This is a genomic window from Methylobacterium sp. Leaf89, from assembly GCF_001422215.1.
Classification (GTDB): domain Bacteria; phylum Pseudomonadota; class Alphaproteobacteria; order Rhizobiales; family Beijerinckiaceae; genus Methylobacterium.
Window position 1 is genome coordinate 338,142 of sequence record NZ_LMML01000028.1, and the last position, 18,878, is coordinate 357,019.

16 protein-coding genes are annotated in these 18,878 nt (G+C 71.3%); 10 read left to right on the forward strand and 6 right to left on the reverse strand.

Annotated elements, in window-relative coordinates:
* Positions 1 to 79: 79 nt before the first annotated feature.
* Positions 80 to 682, forward strand: coding sequence for a TIGR00730 family Rossman fold protein (locus tag ASF18_RS12810; RefSeq protein WP_056352060.1), 603 nt, complete (start codon positions 80 to 82; stop codon positions 680 to 682).
* Between the two features lie 28 nt (positions 683 to 710).
* Here ASF18_RS12810 and cysS read toward each other — a convergent pair whose 3' ends face one another.
* Positions 711 to 2,090 (reverse strand): cysteine--tRNA ligase, encoded by a 1,380-nt coding sequence (gene cysS / locus ASF18_RS12815; RefSeq protein WP_056352063.1) that lies wholly within the window; start codon positions 2,088 to 2,090, stop codon positions 711 to 713.
* A gap of 329 nt (positions 2,091 to 2,419) precedes the next feature.
* On the opposite strand from cysS, the gene ASF18_RS12820 reads away from it, so the two are divergent.
* The gene (locus ASF18_RS12820; protein ID WP_056211689.1) at positions 2,420 to 2,758 is read left to right on the forward strand and encodes a hypothetical protein; all 339 of its coding nucleotides are present in this window, start codon (positions 2,420 to 2,422) and stop codon (positions 2,756 to 2,758) included.
* A 79-nt stretch (positions 2,759 to 2,837) separates the two neighbouring features.
* Here ASF18_RS12820 and ASF18_RS12825 read toward each other — a convergent pair whose 3' ends face one another.
* Complete coding sequence (locus ASF18_RS12825) at positions 2,838 to 3,356, reverse strand: CreA family protein (RefSeq protein WP_056352065.1); 519 nt, start codon at positions 3,354 to 3,356, stop codon at positions 2,838 to 2,840.
* Between the two features lie 163 nt (positions 3,357 to 3,519).
* On the opposite strand from ASF18_RS12825, the gene ASF18_RS12830 reads away from it, so the two are divergent.
* From ASF18_RS12830 to mscL, 7 genes are all read left to right on the forward strand, one after another.
* A complete protein-coding gene (locus ASF18_RS12830) occupies positions 3,520 to 4,530 on the forward strand; it encodes a DUF2865 domain-containing protein (protein ID WP_056352067.1) in 1,011 nt (336 codons plus the stop codon).
* Between the two features lie 92 nt (positions 4,531 to 4,622).
* On the forward strand, positions 4,623 to 6,917 hold the full coding sequence (locus ASF18_RS12835; RefSeq protein WP_056352070.1) for an OmpA family protein: 2,295 nt from the start codon (positions 4,623 to 4,625) through the stop codon (positions 6,915 to 6,917).
* 639 nt (positions 6,918 to 7,556) lie between these two features.
* Positions 7,557 to 9,227, forward strand: a complete 1,671-nt coding sequence (locus ASF18_RS12840; RefSeq protein ID WP_056352073.1) for a methyl-accepting chemotaxis protein — start codon at positions 7,557 to 7,559, stop codon at positions 9,225 to 9,227.
* Positions 9,228 to 9,464: 237 nt separating this feature from the next.
* Entirely contained in the window at positions 9,465 to 10,679 is a 1,215-nt protein-coding gene (locus ASF18_RS12845; protein ID WP_056211698.1) for an MFS transporter, read from the forward strand.
* Between the two features lie 180 nt (positions 10,680 to 10,859).
* Positions 10,860 to 11,570: a phosphatidylserine decarboxylase gene (locus ASF18_RS12850; protein WP_056211700.1), complete on the forward strand. Its 711-nt coding sequence runs from the start codon at positions 10,860 to 10,862 to the stop codon at positions 11,568 to 11,570.
* 9 nt (positions 11,571 to 11,579) lie between these two features.
* Positions 11,580 to 12,452 (forward strand): phosphatidylcholine/phosphatidylserine synthase, encoded by an 873-nt coding sequence (locus ASF18_RS12855; RefSeq protein ID WP_056211702.1) that lies wholly within the window; start codon positions 11,580 to 11,582, stop codon positions 12,450 to 12,452.
* A 91-nt stretch (positions 12,453 to 12,543) separates the two neighbouring features.
* Complete coding sequence (mscL, locus tag ASF18_RS12860) at positions 12,544 to 12,972, forward strand: large conductance mechanosensitive channel protein MscL (RefSeq protein ID WP_056211704.1); 429 nt, start codon at positions 12,544 to 12,546, stop codon at positions 12,970 to 12,972.
* 4 nt (positions 12,973 to 12,976) lie between these two features.
* Here mscL and ASF18_RS12865 read toward each other — a convergent pair whose 3' ends face one another.
* From ASF18_RS12865 to ASF18_RS12880, 4 genes are all read right to left on the reverse strand, one after another.
* Positions 12,977 to 13,243 (reverse strand): hypothetical protein, encoded by a 267-nt coding sequence (locus ASF18_RS12865; protein WP_200917582.1) that lies wholly within the window; start codon positions 13,241 to 13,243, stop codon positions 12,977 to 12,979.
* Between the two features lie 215 nt (positions 13,244 to 13,458).
* A complete protein-coding gene (locus ASF18_RS12870) occupies positions 13,459 to 13,869 on the reverse strand; it encodes a DUF1236 domain-containing protein (RefSeq protein WP_056211707.1) in 411 nt (136 codons plus the stop codon).
* Between the two features lie 204 nt (positions 13,870 to 14,073).
* Complete coding sequence (locus ASF18_RS12875; RefSeq protein ID WP_056211709.1) at positions 14,074 to 14,814, reverse strand: sigma-70 family RNA polymerase sigma factor; 741 nt, start codon at positions 14,812 to 14,814, stop codon at positions 14,074 to 14,076.
* Between the two features lie 150 nt (positions 14,815 to 14,964).
* On the reverse strand, positions 14,965 to 15,822 hold the full coding sequence (locus ASF18_RS12880) for a class II glutamine amidotransferase (RefSeq protein WP_056352076.1): 858 nt from the start codon (positions 15,820 to 15,822) through the stop codon (positions 14,965 to 14,967).
* Between the two features lie 313 nt (positions 15,823 to 16,135).
* On the opposite strand from ASF18_RS12880, the gene ASF18_RS12885 reads away from it, so the two are divergent.
* A complete protein-coding gene (locus ASF18_RS12885; protein WP_056352078.1) occupies positions 16,136 to 18,682 on the forward strand; it encodes an ABC transporter transmembrane domain-containing protein in 2,547 nt (848 codons plus the stop codon).
* Positions 18,683 to 18,878: the final 196 nt, after the last annotated feature.

Genomic DNA, 18,878 nt, shown 5'->3' on the forward strand with positions numbered 1-18,878 from the left:
GATCTTCCGTAAAATCAGCAGTTTGGCTCGTGGACCGCTGCGGACGGGCCCCGGCCGCTGCGCATCAGGGAGGTCCGGCATGGCTCCGGTAAGGACGGTCTGCGTCTATTGCGGCTCGGGCTTCGGCGGCGATCCGGCCTTCACGGCTGCGGCCGTGACCCTCGGCAAGGCCCTGGCGGAGGCCGGGATCGGCCTCGTCTACGGCGGCGGCAATGTCGGCCTGATGGGCACCGTCGCCCGGGCGGTCCTCGAGAACGGCGGCCACGTCACCGGCATCATCCCCGATTTCCTGAAATCGCGCGAGCGCATGCTCGACGAGATCCAGGAGACCATCGTCGTGGAGGACATGCACACCCGCAAGCGGCTGATGTTCGAGCGCTCGGACGCCTTCGTGGCCCTGCCCGGCGGCATCGGCACCCTGGAGGAGCTGGTGGAGCAGCTCACTTGGGCGCAGCTCGGCCAGCACAACAAGCCGATCCTGCTGCTCTCGGTGGCGGATTTCTGGACGCCCCTCCTGACGCTCCTCGACCACATGCGGGGGCAGGGCTTCATCCGGGAAGGGCTCGACCTGAGCTACCTCGTGGCCACCGAGGCGGCCGACGTGATCGGCCTGCTGCGCGACGCGGCCGGATCGGTCGCGCCGGCCCCCGCCGCCGAAGCCCTGGTGGCGGAGCGGTTCTGAGGCGACGGCCCCGGCGCGGCGGCCCGGCTCAGGTCGCCACGCTCCAGGTCGTCCCGTCCTTGCCGTCCTTCACGGCGACGCCCATGCCCAGGAGTTCGTCGCGGATCCGGTCCGAAGCGGCCCAGTCCTTGGCGGCCCGGGCCGCGCGCCGGTCGGCGATCAGCGCCTCGACCCGGGCGACGTCGACGCCGGCCGCCCGGATGGTGCCCTGGTCGCGCGCCGACTTCGTCTGGGTGAGCAGGCCGAGGAGGTTGGCTCCGGCCTTCAGGGCCGCTGGCTCGTCGAGGCGGTGCAACTCGGCGAGTGCCGCGGCGGTGTTGAGGTCGTCGAGGAGCGGCTCGCGCACGCCCTCTGGGATCGCCGCGGCCGCGGCCACGTCGCCGACGACCCCGTACCAGCGGTCGAGCATCCGGGCCGCCTCCTCGAGGCCGCGCAGGGTCCAGTCGATCGGCTGGCGATAATGCGTCTTGAGCATAGCAAGGCGCGCGACCTCGCCGGGCCAATCCTTCAGCACGTCCCGGATCGTGATGAAGTTGCCCAGCGACTTCGACATCTTCTCCCCCTCCACCTGGAGGAAGCCGTTGTGGAGCCAGACGTCGGCCATCACGTCGGTGCCGAAGCAGCAGCGCGACTGGGCGACCTCGTTCTCGTGGTGCGGGAAGATGAGGTCGATGCCGCCGGCATGGATGTCGAAGCGCTCGCCGAGATGCTTCCAGGACATCGCCGAGCACTCGATGTGCCAGCCCGGCCGGCCGGGCTCGGCGATCCCGCAGGGGGAGGGCCAGGACGGCTCGCCGGGCTTCGAGGGCTTCCACAGCACGAAGTCGAGGGGCGAGCGCTTGTAGGGCGCGACCTCGACGCGGGCTCCGGCTTCCATCTCGTCCAGGGGACGCTTCGAGAGGGCGCCGTAATCGGGCATCGAGGGCACGTCGAAGAGCACGTGGCCGTCCGCCACGTAGGCATGGCCGCGCGTCACCAGGCCGGCGATGATGGTGTGCATCTCGGCGATGTGGTCGGTGGCCCGCGGCTCGACGAAGCGCGGGCGCCCGCCCGGCACGTTGACGTCCTCCGGCATCAGCACGCCGAGTTCGCGGATGTCGGCGTGGAAGGCCTTCAGGGTGCCGTCGGTGAGTTCGCGGATGCTGATGCCGCGCTCGGCGGCCCGCGCGTTGATCTTGTCGTCCACGTCCGTGACGTTGCGGGCATAGGTGACGTGGGGCGCGCCGTAGAGGTGGCGCAGCAGGCGAAACAGCAGGTCGAAGACGATGATCGGCCGGGCGTTGCCGATATGGGCGGCGTCGTAGACGGTGGGGCCGCAGGCATACATCCGCACGTTCGTGGGATCGATCGGCGTGAAGGCGGCCTTCTCGCGGGTCAGCGTGTTGTAGAGCCGCAACATCGAGGCCATGAAACTTTCCTTACGTCCCGGGCCTCCATCCGGACCCGTCCGTCCCTGAAAACACCGCAGCGCGTTGGTTTCGCGCGGCTTTTGCCGCAGCGCACCCAAGCGCCCGCCACACCGTCGCCGCGTTCCGCCCGGGGCCCTGTTGCGCGAAGGCGACGGCCGGGCCGCCCGTCCTGCGCTACCCCAAAACCATGAGCAATTCGAGAACGACGCCGGACCGGCACGCCTTCGAAACGCCTGCCGCGAAAACGACGGCACGGCGAAAGGGTTTGTTAACCTGGTGCCGCGAAATTTTCGCCCCATACGCTTCCGACACCAGCAAGGTTCTGCCCATGCGCCGCGCGACCGCCAGTATCGGCGCTCTTCTCGCTCTCGTCCTCTCCGCCCACGGCGCCCTCGCCTCCGACGGGGAGAGCCCGGCCAAGGCACCCGGCACCGTCGAGAAGACGTTCCTGATCCCGTCGAGCGAGGGGTACGGCGTCGGCGACTGCCTCACCAATGGCGAGAGCGCCTGCGGCCAGGTGGTGGCCAATGCCTGGTGCGAGGCGCAGGGCTTCGCCTCTGCCGGCTCCTTCGGCGTCGCCGCCCAGGACGAATATACCGGCGCGATCCCGCCGGCCCCGGTGGCCAAGCCCGCCGAGCGCCCGATCCGGATCACCTGCCAGGATTGAATCCTCGGGCGGGATGGATTCCGCCCGAGCGTGACAGGCAGCCGGGTCGCTCCGACGTGAGGCGATCCGGTCTCCCGGCCTACTTCTCCATGAACGCGTCGCAGCGTGGCGGCGGCTCGGTGCCCCAGGGCATCAGCGGCACGGCGGAGGTGGAATTCTTGGGCGAGCCCTGAATCACCTTGTCCGAGTAGACCATGTAGATCAGCGTGTTGCGTTTGGTGTCGCAACCGCGCACGATCTGCATCGACTTGAAGATCAGCGACCGGCGCTCGCTGAACACGACCGCGCCCTGCTTGAACTTCTCCTTGAACTGCACCGGGCCGACCTGACGGCAGGCGAGGGAGATGTCGGAGACATCCTCCGCGAGGCCGAGGGTGCCCTTGATGCCGCCCTTCTCCGGTTGGGTGTACCAGCAGGCCACCCCTGCCACCGACGGATCGTCGATCCCGTAGACCACGAGCTTGTCGTTGGGTGTCAGAGGTCGCCACACGGTCGACTTGTCGAAGATGCGGTCCGCATCGTCCGCGCGCGCCGGTTGTGCGGCGAGGCCGAGCCCCAGCGCCAGCGCGCAGCCTGTGAGACCCCGAAGCCACAACATCGTATCATTCCCCTCAGTTTGTTCCGAGCGGATGTGGGAAGGGTGTCGCGGTCGTGCGAGGGTCGCTAATAAACTTGTGTTGAGCCCGTTCGCCTCCGCTTCGTCGAAGTTTCCTTCGGGGGACGTCGCGCGGCGGCGTCCCGCCATCCATTGCAATCAGGCCATGCCGCTGATCCCCTCCCAGATCCGCACGCTCGTCCGAGTGCTCGCCGGCGTCCTCGCCGTCACCACCCTGACGGGTATCGCCGAGGCGCAGACCTCTGCCTGTCTGCGCTACCGCTCCGAACTCGCCGGCCTCAGCGACGGCGCCAGCACCGCGCGGGCCCTGCAGAACGAGATCGGCCGCCTGAATGCCTATTATCGCACCCTGAACTGCGAGGGGGGGCGGTTCCTCTTCTTCGATTCGCGCCCCCCGCAATGCGGCGCGGTTGAGCAGCGCATCCGCGCGCTCAACGCCGGCTACGGCGCCGAGAACGGCGAGGTGACGGCCGCCCGCCGGCAGCAGCTCACGGAGGCGATCGCCGCCGCCTGCACGGATGCGGCGAGCCGCAGCCTGATCAAGGCGGACGGCCCTCCGGGCGAGGCGCGCGCGCGGGGTGGCGCACAGGTGATCTGCGTGCGCACCTGCGACGGCGCCTACTTCCCGATGACCAACCTGCCCGACGGGCGCGAGGGCGCCGACGAGCTCTGCCAAGCCCTCTGCCCCGGCGCGGAAGCCGCCGCCTATTCGATGCCGCACGGCGACGAGGCCCTGAAACAGGCCGCCACCGTGAAGGGGAGCCGCGCCTACACGGCCCTGCCCAACGCCTTCAAGTTCCGCACCTCCTTCACGCCGAACTGCTCGTGCAAGCGCGAGGGGCAGAGCTGGGCCCAGTCCCTGGTCAAGGCCGAGAGCATGCTGGTCCGGCACAAGGGTGACATCTTCGTCACGCCGATGCAGGCCGAAGCCCTGTCGCGCCCGCCGAAGGTCCGCCTGACCCTGGTGGGACGGGCCGACAAGACCGCCGCGGGCCTCGCCGCCGACGCCGCCACGCGCAGTGCCGGCGTCGCCTCCGATGCGCCTGCGCTGACAGAGCCGGCCGCGGCCGTGCCGGGGGCGGGCGAGGAGCGCCAGCCGGTGCGCATCATCGCCCCGAACCTGTTCTCGACCGCCCCCCGGCCGGGGAATCCCTGAGGGGGACAGTCGGCGCCGCGCGGCCAAAAAACGGGAACCATCCCGCTCGCATTCTGTTCCGAAGGCCTCATCAACGACGTGAGTGACCTTCGATGCGGAGCATCCGCCACCTTCTCCTGACCGGCACGGTTCTGCCTGCCCTGCTCCTGTCCGGCCCCAGCCTGGCCCGGCCGGACTCCGCATCGGGTGGCACCATCCTGCTGGCCCAAGCCGGGCCGGGCGAGGGGCCGCGGGGCGAGGGCCCCCGGGGTGGGGGTGCCGAAGGTCCGCGGGGCGGTCCGCCCGGCGGCGGACGTGAACGACCGGAGCCGCGGCAGGAGCGCCCCGAGCCGCGCCAGGAACGGCCGGCTGCCCGCCCCGAGCCCCGCCAGGAGCGGCCCGAGCCCCGCCAGGAGCGGCCGGAGCCTCGCCAGGAGCGGCCCGAGCCGCGTCCAGAGCGGCCGGCCGCCCGCCCCGAGCCGCGCCAGGAGCGCCCTGAGCCCCGTCAAGAACGACCCGAGTCCCGTCCGGAGCGCCAGGAGCGTGTGCCGGCCGCGTCGCCGGCCGAGCGTCCCGCCGCCCGTCCGGATCGCCCGGAGCCGCGCCAGGAGCGTCCCGCCCGCGAGGAGCGTGGCCCCGGTCCGGACCGGGATCAGGCGCCGCAGCGTCGTGCCCCCGGTGCCGATGGGCCCACGGAGCGTCCGTCGCCCCCGCCGGCCGCCCGGGAGCGCACCCCCGACCGGCCGAACACGCCCGAGCGTCCCGCCGCGCCCGAGCCGAACCGTCCGGCGCCCGCGCAGCCGCGCCAAGCCCCGCCTGCTGCACAAGCCCCGCCTGCTGCACAAGCCCCCGCTCCGGCGCAGGCCCCGGCGCCGAACGCACCCGAGATCCGCAAGCCGGCCAACCCCGTCAATCCGAACGTGCCGGGCGCAGCCCAGCCGGGCCGTCCGAATGCCCCCGGCGAGCCGCGTGCCCCGGGCCAGCCGGCTTCCCCGACTCCGCAGCCTGGCCAGCCCGGCGCCGCGGCGCCCAATGCGCGGCCCGGCGTCCCGGGACGTCCGTTCGTCCCGCCCGGTGCCCCGAATCCGGACGCGCCGCGTCCCGACGGCCGTCCGGGTGCGGGTGCCAACCCGGCCGACGCCCGGCCGGATCGGGACGGACCGATCCCGGGCGGTCGGGATGCGAGAGATCCGGCTGCCAGGGAGTCCGGGACCCGCGACCTGCGCCGCGACGGCCCCGATCGGAACGGCCCCGGCCGCGACGACGCGGGCCGACCCGATCTCCGGCCCGGCGATGCGCGCCGCGACGATCGCGGCATCGACGCCCGCCGCGAGGATCGCGGCATCGACGCCCGCCGCGAGGATCGCGGCATCGATGACCGCCGCGAGGACCGCGAGCGGCGTGACGCCTTCGAGCGCCGCGACGCGCGCAGCGGCTTCAATGCGCCGGGGCGGCCGGGTTACGTCCCGGGCGGCTTCCGGGACGATGACGATGTCCGCGACTACGATCAGGTACGCCGCGACCGCCGCGAGTTCTCGGAAGGGGGCCGGACCTATATCCGCGAGCCCGGCCGCATCATCGTGCGTGACCGCGACACCTACTTCATCCGCCACGACGAGAACGAGCGCTTCCGCGATCTCGACCGGCGGGCCTATCGCAGCGAGCGTCGCGGCGGCGATACCATCACGTATCTCGACCGGCCGGGCGGCGAGCAGATCGTCACCATCGTGGACGATGACGGCCGTCTCGTGCGCCGGTCCCGCCGCTTCCGCGACGGACGCGAGGTCGTCATCATCGACAACAGCTTCGGCGGTGGCGTCGCGCGGCCGATCTACGAGGACGTCGTCGAGTTGCCGCCGCCGGACATCCGCATCCCGCGCAATCGCTACGTGGTCGATTACGAGGGGGCGGACGAGGGCGCCGTCTACGAGGCCCTGTCGGCCCCGCCGGTGGTGGCGGTGGACCGGCGCTACACCCTCGATCAGGTCCGCTACAGCCCGCAGTTGCGCGCCCGCATGCGCAGCGTCGACATCGATACGATCAACTTCGACACCGGCTCGTTCACGGTGACGCCGGACCAGGCCGCCCGCCTCGCCACCATCGCGTCGGCGATGAACCGGGCGATCAAGGCCAATCCGCAGGAGGTGTTCCTGATCGAAGGCTACACCGACGCGGTGGGGGCCGACATCGACAACCTCTCGCTCTCCGACCGCCGCGCGCAGTCGGTGGCCACGGTGCTGACGCAGAACTTCCAGGTGCCGCCCGAGAACCTGACCACGCAGGGCTATGGCGAGCAGAACCTGAAGGTGAACACGCAGAGCGCCTCGCGCGAGAACCGGCGGGTGACCGTCCGCCGCATCACGCCGCTGATCCAGCAGCAAAGCGAGGCGCCGCCGCCGCCGCGCTGAGGCGATAAGTTCGGCGACCGGCGGGCGACAAGCCGCCGGTTGCCCGCTGCGCGCCCGTCGCTTGCCGACCTTCGACGGACCGGTGACGGCGAGAAGGCTGCGTGGGTCGCCTGACGGGCCCGATCGACCCTGGTCGTCGATCGGTCAACGCAGACACCCGGGACGCATGGGTTCGTCCCAGCCTGTCGTTCCTGCGCGTGGCCGGCAGGATCGCATTCCCGATGTGCTCCCGCGTCGCTGCGACGGTCCACCGGTCGCGATCCGGTCCGTCATGAGCCTGGGGCCCGGCGCGCGGGTCGCGTCACCGCCCCGTTGCACCGGCCGGACGTCGAACGGTCCTGCCCAGGCAGGCCGCGGGGGCACGGGACTGGAGCGGTTCCGCCCTGTCGCCGTTCGGCCGCTCGCCTGCCGGCGCGTTCCCCCCGGAAACGGCGCTCCGCGAGCCGACAGGACGGCGACACGGATCGCCTCGAACCGCCGCGTGGAATCCAGGCGGGCACCGGCCATGAATTTCGACCGTGACCGGGGTCCGGATTATCAAATCTTTAATCGATCAATCTACAGTCTAGATCGTCTTTCGGGCCTGTTGTGTTCTGATCGCCGCAGAAACGACAGCATTTTAGGCGCTCTTACCAAGCAATGTCGATCAAGCTGAAGTGGATATTGATTTCGATCATCGGTTCTGTCATCGCCGCCCTGGTGGTTCAGGGCGGGATAGCGATGAAGAGCTTGGAGAAAATCCGGGCGAATTCCACGCAAATCTCTACGGTATGGATGCCGAGCGTGCGGAGCTTGGGCGAGATCAAGTTCACGTTGACGAATCTACGGCTTGTCGATGCGCGCTATGTCATGGGTCGGGATTCGGCGGCTTCGCTCGAAACGCTCAACGCGGCGCGCGAGAAAGCGGTCGAAACCGCCCTGAAGGCTCATCGGTCGTACATCGCCGCCCCTGAGGAACGGGTGATCGCCGAAGACATCGCCAAGCGCTACGCCGCGTATGACGAGGTCCGCGGCGGGTTTCTGGCCTCGTTCAGGGCTGGTGACCAGAGCGCGATGGTCGACGCGTTCGAGATGACGCGGCCGGCTTACATGGAACTGATGAAGGTCATCGACGACGATGTCGCCTACAACGACCATGGGGCCGCCGCGGCGGAGGCCGCCTCGAAGATCGACTACGCGAACGCCTTCAGGCTCACGGTCGCGGTGGGCGGCGTTTCGCTCCTGATCGGCGTTTGCGGCGCGGTGTTCGTCCTCTTCGGCGTGACGCGTCCGATCGCTCGGATCACCGGTGCGATGCAGGCGGTCGCGGGGGGCGATCTGGCGCGGGACATCCCCTATTCCGGCCGCCGCAACGAGATCGGCGCGATGGCCTCGGCCCTTTCGGTCTTCCGCGACAACCTCCTGGAGACCGAGACCCTCCGCCAGCAGCAGAAGACAAGCGACTTGGCGGCGGAGGAGCGGCGCCGGCTGGGGATGCACCAGATGGCCGATCATTTCGAGACGGCCGTGAGCGGCATCATCACCCGGGTGACCAGCGCCGCCACGGAGCTTCAGGCCACGGCCCAGAGCATGGCCGGCACCGCGACCGAGACCGCCAGCCAATCCACCACCGTGGCCGCCGCCGCGGAGGAGGCCGCCTCCAACGTCAACACCGTGGCGGCGGCCACCGAGGAGCTCGGCTCGTCCGTGCAGGAGATCGGACGCCAGGTCGACGGCTCGGCCCAGCTCGCGCAACGCGCCGTGGTCGAAGCGGAGCGGACGGCCACCCTGGTGCAGAATCTCAGCACGGCCGCGACCAGGATCGGCGACGTGGTGGCGATGATCTCGACCATCGCGGGCCAGACCAACCTTCTGGCCCTCAACGCCACCATCGAGGCGGCCCGCGCGGGCGAGGCGGGCCGCGGCTTCGCGGTGGTGGCGGCGGAGGTCAAGGAGCTCGCCAACCAGACCGCCCGGGCCACCGAGGAGATCGGAACCCAGATCGGTCAGATCCAGGGCTCGACCGGACAGGCGGTCTCGGCCATCGGCAGCATCACCGACCGCATCCGGGAGATCAGCGGCGTGTCGACCACCGTCGCGGTGGCGGTGGAGGAGCAGGGGGCGGCCACCCGGGAGATCGTCCGCAACGTCTCGCAGGCGGCGGTCGGCACCGAACTGGTGACCTCCAACATCGTGAGCGTGGCGGGGGCCGCCGAGGAGACCGGCGCCGCGGCCGCCCAGGTGCTGTCCTCCGCCAGCGAACTCTCGCGCCAGTCCGAGCATCTCGGCGCCGAGGTCGCCCGCTTCCTCGCCACCGTCCGGGCAGCCTGAGCAGCCCGACCAGTGCCTCCGAGGGCACCGGGCGGCCTCGGGGACATCCGGCGCCGGCTGCCATGGCGGGCGCCGGTGCGGTTTCCCCATCGTCGGCCCGGCCTATATACCCGCCTCGGCAGCGCGGGCCCTCGGGGCTCCGCTGCCTTCGGCTCCCGTTCGCGAGGGGCCGGTGGCCGGGCGAGATCATCCGCTGCGGCGTGTCACGGCTTCCGGGCCGACTCCGCAGGAGCATTCATGGACGAGGCGAGCGAGCGGTTGATCGAGGCCGGAACCCCGGCCTTCCGCCGCACCGCCATCGCGCTGGGGGCCGCCGGGTTCTCCACCTTCGCGGTGCTCTACGGCGTGCAGCCGCTGCTGCCCATCTTCGCCGACGACTTCGCAGTCTCTCCGGCCGAGAGCAGCCTCGCCCTGTCGCTGCCCTGCGCCATGCTGGCGATCGCGCTCCTGGTGGTCAGCCCCCTCTCGGAGGTCTGGGGCCGCAAGCCCATCATGGTGGCCTCGCTGTTCGCCTCGGCGCTCCTCACCATCGTCGCGGTCCTGGTGCCGAGCTGGCACGGCTTCCTCGCCCTGCGCGCGCTCACGGGGCTCGCCGCCTCCGGCCTGCCGGCCGTGGCGATGGCCTATCTCGGCGAGGAGATGCACGGGCGTGCCATCGGCCTCTCGATGGGGCTGCTCATCGGCGGGAACGCGGCGGGCGGCATGGTCGGTCGCCTGCTCACCGGCATCATCGCCGACCATGCCTCCTGGCGCTGGGGCCTCGGCACCATCGGCGTGCTGGCGCTCCTCGCCGCCATCGCCTTCGTCTACCTGCTGCCGGATTCGCGGCGCTTCCGGGCGAACCGGATGCGCTGGCGCGAGGTGCCGGGCACCTTCGGTCAGCACTTCCGCGATCCCGGTCTGCCCTGGTTGTTCGCCGAAGCGTTCCTGCTGATGGGCGGCTTCGTCTGCATCTACAACTACATCGGCTTTCGCCTGCTCGATCCGCCCTTCTCCCTCAGCCAGAGCGCCATCGGGGCGATCTTCGTCGTCTACCTGTTCGGGACCGTCTCCTCGGCGCTGACCGGCGAGATCGCGAGCCGGCTCGGGCGGCGCAAGGTGCTGTGGCTCGCTATCCTCCTGGGCCTCGCGGGCGTGACCCTGACGCTCTCCGCCCATCTCGGCCTGATCATCCTCGGCATCGTCCTCGTCACCGTGGGCTTCTTCGGCGCGCATTCCGTGGCCAGCAGCTGGGTCGGGCGCCGGGCCCTGCGCGACCGGGCCCAGGCCTCGTCGATCTACCTGTGCCTGTACTATCTCGGCTCCTCGGTGCTCGGCACCGCCGGGGGCTGGTTCTTCGCCCATGCGGGCTGGGTCGGCGTGGTGGCGTTCTTCGCGACCCTCTACGGCCTCGCGCTGGCGATCGCCCTGCGGCTGGCGCGCCTGCCGCCCCTCGTCCAGGCCGATGGCTGACACCCGTTCCCGGTTTGCCGGCGGGGCCTCGCGCGTCCCTGATCCGAAACCGCGATGGGATGCCTCGCGCGTCCCTGATCCGAAACCGTATGACGGACGCCGCTCCGTGCCTTATGAGGGGGCCCCTGCCCAGGGAGCCTTCCGGGGGCGCCCACCAGACGAAAGCAGTCCGAAACACCCATGACCGATCTCCTCGAGACGATTCGCCGGACGCTCGTGCCGATCCACAAGGAGGGCTATCCCTTCATCGTCATCGGCATCGTGCTGACGGTGATCGGCGCTTACTTCGCGCAGTTCCTCGGCTGGATCTTCCTGATCCTGACCCTGTGGGTCTGCTACTTCTTCCGCGACCCCGAGCGGATCACTCCCGTGGGCGACGGCCTCGTGGTCTCGCCGGCGGACGGGCGGGTGAACCTCATCTCGACGGTGCTGCCCCCGCCGGAGCTCGACCTGCCGCAGGAGCCGATGCTGCGCATCTCGGTCTTCATGAACGTGTTCGACTGCCACGTGAATCGCGTGCCGGTGACGGGTCGGATCGGGCAGATCCACTACACGCCGGGCCTGTTCCTCAACGCCGAGCTCGACAAGGCCAGCGACGACAACGAGCGCAACGGCCTCGTCATGGAGACGACCCACAAGGGCGCGCCCTTGCGCATCGGCGTGGTGCAGATCGCCGGGCTGGTGGCGCGCCGCATCGTCGGCTGGGTCCACGCCAACGACACTCTGAACGTCGGCGAGCGCTTCGGCCTCATCCGCTTCGGCTCGCGCGTCGACGTCTACCTTCCGGTCGGCACTCGCGTGCTCGTCGGCCTCGGCCAGAAGGCCGTGGCGGGCGAGACCGTGCTCGCCGATCTCGGCGGCGGGCCCGAGCGCACGTTCCGGCGCATCTGAGGGGTTCCCATGGACGACCTGTTCCCGCCCTTCGCCCCCGATGCCAACGAGCCCCGGCCGCGCCGATTCAAGCCGGTGCCGTTCCGGATGATCGCACCGAACATGATCACCCTGATGGCGCTCTGCCTCGGGCTGACGGCGATCCGCTTGGCCTTCGAGGGCAAGTTCGAGCCCGCGGTGATCTCCATCGTGGCCGCCGCCTTCCTCGACGGCATCGACGGACGCGTGGCCCGGATGCTCAAGGGCACCTCGCGCTTCGGGGCGGAGCTCGACTCCCTGGCGGACTTCGTCAATTTCGGCTGTGCGCCGGCGCTGATCCTGTACGGGTTCGCCCTGAAGGAGCTGCGCTCGGTCGGCTGGATCGTCGCGCTGATCTTCGCCATCGCCATGGCGCTGCGGCTCGCCCGCTTCAACGCGATGCTGGACGATCCCAACCGCCCGGCCTGGAAGAAGGACTTCTTCGTCGGCATGCCGGCACCCGCCGGGGCGCTCACCGCGATGCTGCCGCTCTACCTCAACTTCCTCGGCCTGCCGATGGAGCACTGGGCGGCCCCCGTAGTGCTCGGCTACATGCTCTGCATCGCCCTGCTGGTGGTCTCCACCGTGCCGACCTTCTCGGGCAAGACCATGGGCAAGCGCGTGCCCCGGGACTGGGTGCTGCCGATCTTCCTCGTGGTGGTGGCGGCCTTCGGCCTGTTCATCAGCTTCCCGTTCGAGGCGATGGTGGCGCTGGCGCTCGGCTACCTCATCACCCTGCCGATCGGGGCGGCGCAGTATCGCCGCCGCGCCAAGGCGGAGGGACAGGGCTCCGCCGCGCTCGCTGCGGCCGACGATCTCTCCGAACGGGCGAGGCCGGCCCACGATCGGGCCGTGGACAGCTGACGCAGGGCGCTGTCGCTCCCGGGTTGTCATCGTCTAAGTTGATCGCGGCCCGGAAGCTTCGTCCGGGCACGAAGCATGCGGGGGCGGGTCGATGCTCGAGGAGTTCAAGAAGTTCGCGTTGCGCGGCAACGTCGTCGACCTCGCCGTCGGCGTGATCATCGGTGCCGCCTTCGGAGCCATCGTGACCTCGGCGGTGCAGGACCTGTTCATGCCGATGATCGGCGCGATCACCGGCGGTCTCGACTTCTCGAACTACTACATCGCGCTGTCATCCAGCGTGCAGAAGGGCGCGGCCTATGTCGACGCGAAGAAGCAGGGCGCGGTGATCGGCTACGGCCAGTTCATCACCGTGGCGCTGAACTTCCTCATCGTGGCCTTCGTGCTGTTCCTCGTGATCCGGGCGATGAACCGCCTCGTGAGCAAGGAGGAGGCCAAGCCCGAGGCCGTGGCCGAAGTTCCGGCCGACGTGAAGCTGCTCTCCGAGATCCGCGACATCCTGGCGACCAGGCCGAGGGTCTGACGATCTAGGGGGCTTCGTCGGGCTTCGGGGCAGCCCCGAGGTCGCCGAGCAGACCCTCGAGGGCCTGCTCGACCGCGACCGTGCCCTCCTCGTGGGTCTTCAGCCGCACCTCGAGCCGCTTCAGCTGGGGGGCGAAAGCCTCCGGGGCGGCCGGATCGCCGAGATAGTCCGGGACGGTCTCGCCAGTGGTGAACACCGTCCGCAGCTGTTGGCCGAGATGATCGCGGACCGGCTCGGGAAGGGCCGGGTCGAGCGTGGAATCGTCTGCCATTGTCTGGGTATCCCTCGCGTCCATCGACAAATTCGTACCCACGCGACGCGTACCGGGAAGAGTAACGGCCGAGATCGTCAAGTGTTGCACCGGTCATCGTCCGAAGGCCACCGGGGGAGGGCGGGGATGAACTGGTCCGAACGGAAAAAGGCCTCCGGCGAGGGCGTCGCCGGAGGCCTCGATCAATCCCCGCGCCGAGGGCGCGGCGGAAATCCTTAGTCGATCACTTCGACGATGCGGTGGCTGCGGTCGACCAGCACCGGACGCTCGTTGACGATGGTGTAGCGGGCGCCGCGGGCGTTGTACTCGGCGGGGACATCGTAATAGGTCACGCCCGAGTTCGGCAGCACGGCGCCGACGCGGACGTCGCCGTTGTAGTCGTAGGACGAGCGACGCTCGCGGGTGACGTACTGACGGAAGCGGGGACGGTCATCGACGCCGAGGATGCCGCCGACCGTGCCGGTCGCCGCACCGACCGCGCCGCCGACGATCGCTCCGACCGGGCCGGCCGCATCCGCACCCTCTTGGGCGCCGCGCTCGGCGCCGCGTACCAGGCCCTGCGCCTGGGCGGCCACGGGCAGGCTGAGGGCGATCGCGGAAGCGGCGAGAAGGGTCTTGAAGTTCATCGTGAAGCTCCTGAACGAGGATCCCGCGACGCTGTGAAGCGCTGCCGGGTTCAGGGCAGTAACGTCCAACTCCCGGAAGGGATGCGTCGAAAGTTCCGGGACCGAACGGAGCGGAGGGCCTTGTCCGCCGCGCCGGCGGCCACGGCCGGACCCCTTACGGGCCGGCGGTCGCGAGCCGCCGGAATCGGACTTCCCCGGGCGGGATCAGGCTTCCTTGGGCATGGCCGACTGGATCAGCCGATCCGAGCTCAGGTCCTCCTCGTCGTAGCCCAGGAGCTCGGCGAGGCGCCCGCGGGCCCGGCTGACGCGGCTCTTCACGGTGCCGACCTTGCAGCCCATGATGGCCGCGGCCTCCTCGTAGGAGACGCCCTCGGCGCCGACGAGCACCAGCGCCTCGCGCTGGTCCGGCGGCAGCTTGCCCAGAGCCGTCTGCAGGTCCTCGACGTCGAGGCGGTCGCCCTGGTGCGGGGCGGTGGCGAGGCGGGCGGCGTAGGAGCCGTCCTGGTCCTCGACCTCGCGCACGCGCTTGCGGTGGTCCGAGTAGAAGATGTTGCGCAGGATCGTGAACAGCCAGGCGTTCAGGTTGGTGCCCGGCTGGAAGCGGGCGCGGTGCTGCCAGCCCTTCAGCAGGGTGTCCTGCACGAGGTCGTCGGAGCGGGCCGGGTTGCTCGTCAGCGACAGGGCGAAGGCGCGCAGGGACGGCACGGCCGCCAGCAGGCCGTTGCGGAACTCGGGCTCGATCGCCTCGCCGCGCGCCTTCAGGGCGGCCTCCAGCTGCGCGATGAGTTCGGCGAAGCGGGTCGGCTGTTCGTCCGCGGGCAGGCGGTCGTAGACCGTGCGCAGGTGCTCGCCCAGATGGGTCCGGATGTTCGAGGACAGGTTCGGCCGGCCATCGGCAGAGGCCGACAGGGCGTCGGGGGCGGTGTCGGTCACGTCGCGTGTCATGGCTCGTCGTAATCTGGGGCGGTCAGGTTTCGTGTCGGCCCGAGGCGTCCGAGAAGCACCCGCGTGGTCAACTGATGTCGGGCGTTGTAGCGCATCTGGGCCGGCCACGCATCCCGCCGGACAACCGTGGCGGTTCTGCGCCGCGCCGCATCAACAGCCGCAGGGGGACGGGACCCGGTCCGGGCGCGGGATCGCCTTGGCGGAGGCCCCCTTGGACGAGCCTCCCGGGGCATTGGCCGGCTTGAGGGTGCGCACCACGCCGTCGCGCAGGGAGAGCACGTGGCCGCGCTCCACGTCGGTCCAGCACTCGTCGCGGGTGAGGGCCTTCGTGGCGATCACCGTGACGACATCCTTCGCGCCGGTCTCCTGCGCGAAATCGACCCGCCAGTCCTCGTCCACCAGGGTCGCGGTGCCGAAGGGGGCACGGCGGGTCAGGTAGCACAGGCGCTTGCCGCAATGGGCGTAGAGGGTGCGGCTGTCCGACAGCAGCATGTTGAAGACGCCGAGGCCGTGCAGGGCCGCGCACAGGTCCGCCACGGCCCGGTCGATGCGGGCCGGGCTCGGCAGGTCGGGCCAGCGCTGCTGGAGCTGGTCGAGCATCCAGCAGAAGGCGTGCTCGCTGTCCGTGGAACCGACCGGCTTGAACCAGGTCAGGGGCCACTTCTTCACGCCCTTGAGCTGGCCATTGTGCGCGAAGGTCCAGCGTCGGCCCCACAATTCGCGGCTGAAGGGATGGGTGTTCTCGAGGTTGACCCGGCCGCGATTGGCCTTGCGCACGTGGGCGATGACGATGCGGCTCTTGATCGGCGTCCGGCGCAAGAGCCGGGCGAGCTCCGACTGCGCGCTCGGTTCCGGCTCGTGGAAGGCGCGGGCGCCGCGTCCCTCGTAGAAGCTGATGCCCCAGCCGTCGGCATGCGGGCCGGTCTCGCCCCCGCGCCGCGCCAGGGCGGCGAAGGAGAAGCGGATATCCGTGGGCACGTTCGCGCTCATGCCGAGCAGTTCGCACATGGAGGTTCGGGGGACTTCGCGAGGGACGGAGGGAGGACGTTGCGGGGCGGCGGACCCCTGGGGGTGCCGAGCGACCCACTCTAGAGGATTTTCCCGCCCGCGGGAGCCGCTAATCCGCCTGAAACGTCCGGAGTGCGCGCTGGGTCCGCGCCGCCGGCGTCGCGCCGGGCGATGATCGGGAACGGCGGCGGAGAAGGGCAGCGGAGAAGGGCGGTCCGGCCCGCCGAGGTGCGCCCCCGCGCTTTCGCCGCCGGGGACGATCCTCTAAGCCGCTCCCCGGGCCCCTTTCCGGGGCGTCGTGGACAGGGTGCCGATGGACCGCGATCCGATCGCCTTCACCTGGCGGACCGCGCGGCGGGAGCATGCCGCCGCGGTCGGGCTGGCGCTCGGTCTCGGCGGACCCCTCGCGCTGCTCGCACTCCTGTGCCTGCGGGATCTCGTCGGCGTGCAGGTGCACGACACCAATCCCACGGGACCGTTCCTGCGGATCGCCGCGGCCCTGCCCTGGCGTCCCGCCGCCGAGGGACCCTTCGTGGCCTTCGCGGGCTGGATCCTGCCCCATGGCGAACTCGTGCGCGCGGCCTTCCTGGGGCTCGCGGCGGCGGCCCTCGCCTCGGCCGGTCTCGGCTGGGCCGTGGCGCGCCTGTGCTTCCATGCCCAGACCCGGACGGTGGCCGCCCTGCAGGGGCGGGTCACCGAGGCGATCCTGCGCGCGCCGCCCGGCGCCCGCGACGAGGCCCGCGCCCTGGCCCAGGCCATGGGAGACCTCCTCGCCCGCCTCGACACGCTGTTCGGCCTGGCGATCCTGGTCCCGGCGCTGGCGGTCGGCGGCACCGTCCTCGCCCTGGTCCTCGCCGGCCTCGCTGCGCCGCGCCTCGTGGTCACGGTCGCCGCCGGGCTCCTGGCCGCCGGCCTCGCCCGGGCGCTGATCCAGCGGCGGATGCAGGACCGGGCCGCCCTGCGCCTCCGGGCCGGCGGGGCCGCCGGGCGGGCTCTCGCCGACCTGATCCGCCGCATGCCGGCGGTGCGGGCGCACGGGGCCGGCGCCTTCGAGCGCGAGCGCCTCGCGGCCAAGGGCGCCAGCACCCGCGACGCCCTCGCGGCCTCGGAATCCGCCCTGGCCTATGCCCGCGCGCCCTCCATGGCGCTGGCGATCCTGCTGCCCGCGATCGTCGTGGCGGTGGCGCTGTGGCGCGGCCACGACGGCACCACCGAGCCGGTGGAGCCCGGGGCGCTGCTGGCCGCCGCCGGTGGTTTCGCCCTCGCGGTGGTCGCCCTCACCGTGACCCTGCGGATGGCGAGCCTGCATCGCATCCTCGCCGGCCCGTTCCGCGACGTCGCCGTCGCCGTGCCGGCCCTGGAGGGCCGTGCCCCGGCCCGCCCCGGCACGGTGACGGCCCTGCCGGAGGCGGGCGCCCTGGTGGCTCAGGGGGTCGGGGCCTACGATCCCGCCACCGGCGAGCGGCTGGCCGGCGTCGACGCCGCCCTGCCGATGCCCGGCCACGTCGCCATCCTGGGCGAGCGCGGCAGCGGCAGCCGGGTGCTCGCCGCGATCCTGGCCGGGCAGCTCGAACCCTCCGCCGGCGCGGTCACCTACGGCGGCATCGACCTGCGCGCCTTCGAGCCGGAGGAGCGGGCCCGGCGCATCGCCCTGGCGGGGGCCGAGGCCATTCTCATCGAAGGGTCCCTGCGCCAGAACATCCTCTACGGCGCCTCCGGGACCCCCGATCCCGACGACCTCATCGCCACCCTGCGGATCACCGGCCTCGACGCCTTCGCGTATGCACGCGGCCTGGAGGGCACGGTCGATCCGGCGGCCGAGCCGGAGATCGCCCGTGCCGTGGTGGCCGCCCGCCACGCGGTCCGCGAGGCGCTCGCCGCCGACAAGGCCGGCCGCCTGGTGGAGCCCTTCGATCCGGCCCGCTACAACCACCAAGCCACGGTGGGCGAGAACATCCTCTTCGGCGAGGCGGTGGGGCCGGCCTTCGCATCCGACCACATCGCGGCGCACCCGTATCTCCGCGCCGTCCTGGAGGCGGAGGGCCTCAGTCGCCCTCTCACGGAGATCGGTCTCCAGGTCGCCCGCAGCCTCGTGGAGATCTTCGCCGACCTGCCCGACGATCATCCGCTGTTCGAGACGTTCTCGCTGTTCCCGGCCGCCGAGCGGGGCTTCTTCGAGGATCTCGTCGGCCGCCAGCCCGAGGCCAAGGGCTGGCGCCGCGGCCCGGCCGGCCAGCGCGACCGCAAGCGCCTGATCGGCCTCGCCCTGCGCTACAGCGAGACGCGGCATCGCTTCGGCCTCATCGACGCCGCCTTCGAGGAGCGGCTGGTGGAGGCCCGCCGCTCCTTCGCACGCCTGATGCCCGCCAACCTGCGGGGAACGGTCGAGTTCTACGATCCGGCCCGGCTCACCGCCGCCGCGAGTCTGGAGGAGAACATCCTGTTCGGCCGCATCAACGGCGAGGAGGCCGGCGCCGAGGCCCGGGTGCGGGCCCTGGTGCGCCGGGTGCTCGCCGACGAGGGCCTGGAACCGGCCGTCTACCGCCTCGGCCTCGAGAGCCGGGTCGAGCCCGGCCTCGCCGGGGGCGGCGCCAGCCTCGGCGAGAACGCCATCGGCCCGCGCGAGCGCATCGCCATCGACCTCGCCCGCTGCCTCGTGCGCCGGCCGGACATCGTCGTCATCGCCATCGCCCTGGAGGACCGGAAGGGCGACGAGATCCGCGCCCGTCTGGCGGCCCTGCGGGCGGCCCGGGCCGGCCGCGGACTCATCGTCTGCCTGCCGGATGCCGAGGCCCTGGCCGGGGTCGAGCCCTTCGACGCGGTGCTGCGCATCGAGCGCAACACGGTGCTGGCCGCCTGATCGCGGGTGAGAACCCGGGACTTCTCCGGCTTTCCGGGGCCTTCCCCTATTGCCGCCCCATTGGGATGCGATAGGCAGGAGGGCGTGCATCGTGCACGGGCGTCCGCCCGCCAGCGGACGGGTCGCTCTTCAGGACCACGCATGGTCTTCCTGTCCCGGGGCCCGCTCCGCCGTGCGGCGTCGGCCCTTCTCGCTC

What these genes read in the sequence shown, in the direction of transcription:
- ASF18_RS12810 (WP_056352060.1), top strand. Translation starts at nt 80, where the DNA reads ATGGCTCCGGTAAGGACGGTCTGCGTCTATTGCGGCTCGGGCTTCGGC.
- cysS (WP_056352063.1), bottom strand. Translation starts at nt 2,090, where the DNA reads ATGGCCTCGATGTTGCGGCTCTACAACACGCTGACCCGCGAGAAGGCC.
- ASF18_RS12820 (WP_056211689.1), top strand. Translation starts at nt 2,420, where the DNA reads ATGCGCCGCGCGACCGCCAGTATCGGCGCTCTTCTCGCTCTCGTCCTC.
- ASF18_RS12825 (WP_056352065.1), bottom strand. Translation starts at nt 3,356, where the DNA reads ATGTTGTGGCTTCGGGGTCTCACAGGCTGCGCGCTGGCGCTGGGGCTC.
- ASF18_RS12830 (WP_056352067.1), top strand. Translation starts at nt 3,520, where the DNA reads ATGCCGCTGATCCCCTCCCAGATCCGCACGCTCGTCCGAGTGCTCGCC.
- ASF18_RS12835 (WP_056352070.1), top strand. Translation starts at nt 4,623, where the DNA reads ATGCGGAGCATCCGCCACCTTCTCCTGACCGGCACGGTTCTGCCTGCC.
- ASF18_RS12840 (WP_056352073.1), top strand. Translation starts at nt 7,557, where the DNA reads ATGTCGATCAAGCTGAAGTGGATATTGATTTCGATCATCGGTTCTGTC.
- ASF18_RS12845 (WP_056211698.1), top strand. Translation starts at nt 9,465, where the DNA reads ATGGACGAGGCGAGCGAGCGGTTGATCGAGGCCGGAACCCCGGCCTTC.
- ASF18_RS12850 (WP_056211700.1), top strand. Translation starts at nt 10,860, where the DNA reads ATGACCGATCTCCTCGAGACGATTCGCCGGACGCTCGTGCCGATCCAC.
- ASF18_RS12855 (WP_056211702.1), top strand. Translation starts at nt 11,580, where the DNA reads ATGGACGACCTGTTCCCGCCCTTCGCCCCCGATGCCAACGAGCCCCGG.
- mscL (WP_056211704.1), top strand. Translation starts at nt 12,544, where the DNA reads ATGCTCGAGGAGTTCAAGAAGTTCGCGTTGCGCGGCAACGTCGTCGAC.
- ASF18_RS12865 (WP_200917582.1), bottom strand. Translation starts at nt 13,243, where the DNA reads ATGGCAGACGATTCCACGCTCGACCCGGCCCTTCCCGAGCCGGTCCGC.
- ASF18_RS12870 (WP_056211707.1), bottom strand. Translation starts at nt 13,869, where the DNA reads ATGAACTTCAAGACCCTTCTCGCCGCTTCCGCGATCGCCCTCAGCCTG.
- ASF18_RS12875 (WP_056211709.1), bottom strand. Translation starts at nt 14,814, where the DNA reads ATGACACGCGACGTGACCGACACCGCCCCCGACGCCCTGTCGGCCTCT.
- ASF18_RS12880 (WP_056352076.1), bottom strand. Translation starts at nt 15,822, where the DNA reads ATGTGCGAACTGCTCGGCATGAGCGCGAACGTGCCCACGGATATCCGC.
- ASF18_RS12885 (WP_056352078.1), top strand. Translation starts at nt 16,136, where the DNA reads ATGGACCGCGATCCGATCGCCTTCACCTGGCGGACCGCGCGGCGGGAG.